Origin of the sequence: Piscicoccus intestinalis NBRC 104926 (assembly GCF_001515525.1) — a bacterium.
In the GTDB taxonomy this organism is placed as follows: Bacteria; Actinomycetota; Actinomycetes; order Actinomycetales; family Dermatophilaceae; genus Kineosphaera; species Kineosphaera intestinalis.
The window spans coordinates 1-2,555 of record NZ_BCNQ01000256.1 but is presented as its reverse complement, the minus strand read 5'-3'; the positions used below and the strand labels follow the sequence as shown (position 1 = coordinate 2,555).

Sequence of the window (2,555 nt, the reverse complement as noted above, 5' to 3'; positions counted from 1 at the left end):
CGGCATCTATGTGCAGCCGATCGCGCCGGCCCGGGCCATGCGGGCCCTCGCCGCGCTGCCGCAGCCGTTCACGACCAGCCAGGCGCGGCAGGCGCTCGACACGACGCGCCGGGTCGCGATTCCGCTCCTGGAGCACCTCGACGCCCGCGGCTGGACCCGCCGCATCGACGCCGGACACCGCGAGATCGCCCGCTGAGGGCGCACCTGCGGCGCGCCCTCAGCACCCTCGTCGGCATTCGCGGAGTAATTGGAAACCGCAGGTCACAGGCCCCTAGGGTGGTCGAACCGAGGCCGCATCGTCGCCGCCGGCGACCGCGAGCCCTCGGGCCGACGACCCGAAGACCCAAGGAGTTCCTCATGCGCCTGTCCACCCGCAACCAGCTGCGCGGCACCGTCGACGCCATCGATCTCGGCACGGTCATGGCCACCGTGCGCATCCGCCTCGACGGGGGCGACCAGGTCGTCACCGCCGCCATCACCAAGGACGCGGTCGCCGACCTCGGCCTCGAGGTCGGCCAGCCGGCCGTGGCGCTCGTCAAGGCGACCGAGGTGATGATCGGCACCGAGTGACCTAGTCGCTCTCCGCAACCCGCCGGGCGCGCTGAAGCCGCCTCACGTCGCGGGGTGCAGGGCGACCTCCTGCGCCTTGACGGCGAGATGCACCTGCGCGCCCGGCTCGAGGCGCAACTCGGCCGCGGCCGAGGGCGTCACATCGGCGGTCACGGCCCCGACTCCCCGGGCAAGGGCCCGAACGTGTACGGCGCCGTCTCCCGCAATGGCGGGTGCGATCTCGGTGATCACCGCCGGCCACACGTTGCGCGGGCTGCCGGTCGGCGGGTCGGCAAAGACCGACACGGCCGAGGGTGCGAAGACGGCCACCGCGGCGCCGCCGTCGGTGACGTCGCCGACGCCGACGACCCGTCCGCCGCCCTCGGCCGAAATGACCGCGGGGCCTTCGGCCGCGACTCCCCGGACGAGGTTGACGCCCGCGAGGCGGGCGGCGAACCCGCTACGGGGGGACCGAAGTACGCGCATCGTCTCGCCGACTTCGACGATGCGGCCTCCCTCGACGACCGCGATCCGGTCGGCGAGCGCGAGCACGTCGAGCAGGTCGTGGGTGACGATGAGCGCCGTGCGCCCGGGCTCGCCGCAGATCCGCCGCAACAAGGGACGCAGCTGCGCGGCCACCCCGACGTCGAGCGCGGCCAGCGGTTCGTCGAGCAGCAGCACGTCGGGTTCGACGGCGAGCGCCCGTGCCAGGCCGACCCGTTGGGCCTGGCCGCCGGAGAGTTGGGCGGGCCGTCGGTCGGCCAGGTCGGCGACCCCGAGCGCCTCCAGCCACTCCCGCGCCGCCTGGGTCGCGCGGCGCCGCGACAGCCCGGCGCAGCGCGGCCCGAACGCGACGTTGCCGAGCACGCTCAGGTGCGGGAACAGCATCGGATCCTGCGTGAGCACCCCGACACCCCGCTCGTGCGCCGGCAGCCGCACCCCGTTCCCGGTGTCGACGAGCACCCGGTCGGCGACGCTGACCCTCCCCTCGTCCGGCACGAGCAGGCCCGACAGCATGGCCAGTAGCGTCGACTTGCCGGCGCCGTTGGGGCCGAGCAGGGCGACGACCTGCCCGCCGGGCACCTCCAGTTCCACGTCGACGTCGCGGCTGTCCACGCGGGCGCGAACGTACACGTCGGGTGCGCGCACGCCCTCGGCGCCGGCGCGCCCAGGGGGCCTGGGAGGCCCGGTGCGCTCGTCGACAGCACTCACCGCTCCACCGCCCGCCCGGGGCGCGAGCCCGGCGCGGCGCCCGCCCCGTAGACCGTGATGACGATGAGCGCCGCGACGGCCACGAGCAGCATCGACAGCGCGATCGCCGCGGCCGGATCGGTCTCTCGTTGCAGGTAGATCTCCAGCGGCAGCGTGCGGGTCACGCCCTGCAGCGAACCGGCGAACGTCAGCGTGGCCCCGAACTCCCCGAGCGCCCGGGCGAACGCGAGCACGCCCCCGGAGATCAACCCCGGCGCCACGAGCGGCAGGGTGATCCGCCACAGCACGGTGCTGGGCCTCGCGCCCAGCGTCGCCGCGACCTGCTCGTACCGCTGCCCGGCGGTGCGCAGCGAACCCTCCAGCCCGATGACGAGAAACGGTGTGGCGACGAACGATTGGGCGAGCACGACCGCCGTCGTCGAGAACGCGATCTGGAGGCCGAGCAACTCGAGATGCTCCCCGATGAGTCCGCGCCGCCCGAACGTGTACAGCAGGGCGATGCCGCCGACGACCGGAGGCAGCACGAGCGGCAGCAGCACGAGAGCCCGCAGCAGGCGTTGCCCGGGAAAGGCGCTGCGCGCGAGCACCAGCGCCAGCGGCGTGCCGAGCACCACCGCGACGAGCGTGCTCAGCGCGGCGGTGCGCAGGCTCAGCCACAGCGCGTCCAGCGACGCCGGGCTCGTGACGAGTTCGAGGAAGTTCGCCCAGTCGACCGCCGTCGCCATGCCCGCCAGCGGCAGCACGACCAGCGCCGCCCCGACGACCGCCAGCAGCGGCACCCACGGCGGCAGCCC

The 2,555-nt window shown here is 74.5% G+C and carries 4 protein-coding genes; 2 read left to right on the top strand and 2 right to left on the bottom strand.

The window, feature by feature from the left end:
- A partial coding sequence (locus PINTE_RS20920; protein ID WP_174524041.1) for a SelB domain-containing protein occupies positions 1–196 on the top strand: 196 nt, incomplete at its 5' end.
- Between the two features lie 161 nt (positions 197–357).
- Positions 358–570 carry a TOBE domain-containing protein gene (locus tag PINTE_RS20915; RefSeq protein WP_068434462.1) on the top strand — a complete coding sequence of 71 codons (213 nt, stop codon included), beginning with the start codon at positions 358–360 and terminating at the stop codon, positions 568–570.
- A gap of 42 nt (positions 571–612) precedes the next feature.
- On the opposite strand, the gene PINTE_RS20910 is transcribed toward PINTE_RS20915, so the two are convergent.
- Positions 613–1,761, bottom strand: a complete 1,149-nt coding sequence (locus PINTE_RS20910) for a sulfate/molybdate ABC transporter ATP-binding protein (protein WP_306304877.1) — start codon at positions 1,759–1,761, stop codon at positions 613–615.
- Positions 1,758–2,555, bottom strand: a 798-nt coding sequence (locus PINTE_RS20905) for an ABC transporter permease (RefSeq protein ID WP_245643095.1), incomplete at its 5' end; no start/stop codon positions are given. The genes PINTE_RS20910 and PINTE_RS20905, both read right to left, overlap by 4 nt.

Excerpts from the sequence above, each read along its gene's own strand:
- PINTE_RS20915 (WP_068434462.1), top strand. The coding sequence starts at position 358 with ATGCGCCTGTCCACCCGCAACCAGCTGCGCGGCACCGTCGACGCCATC.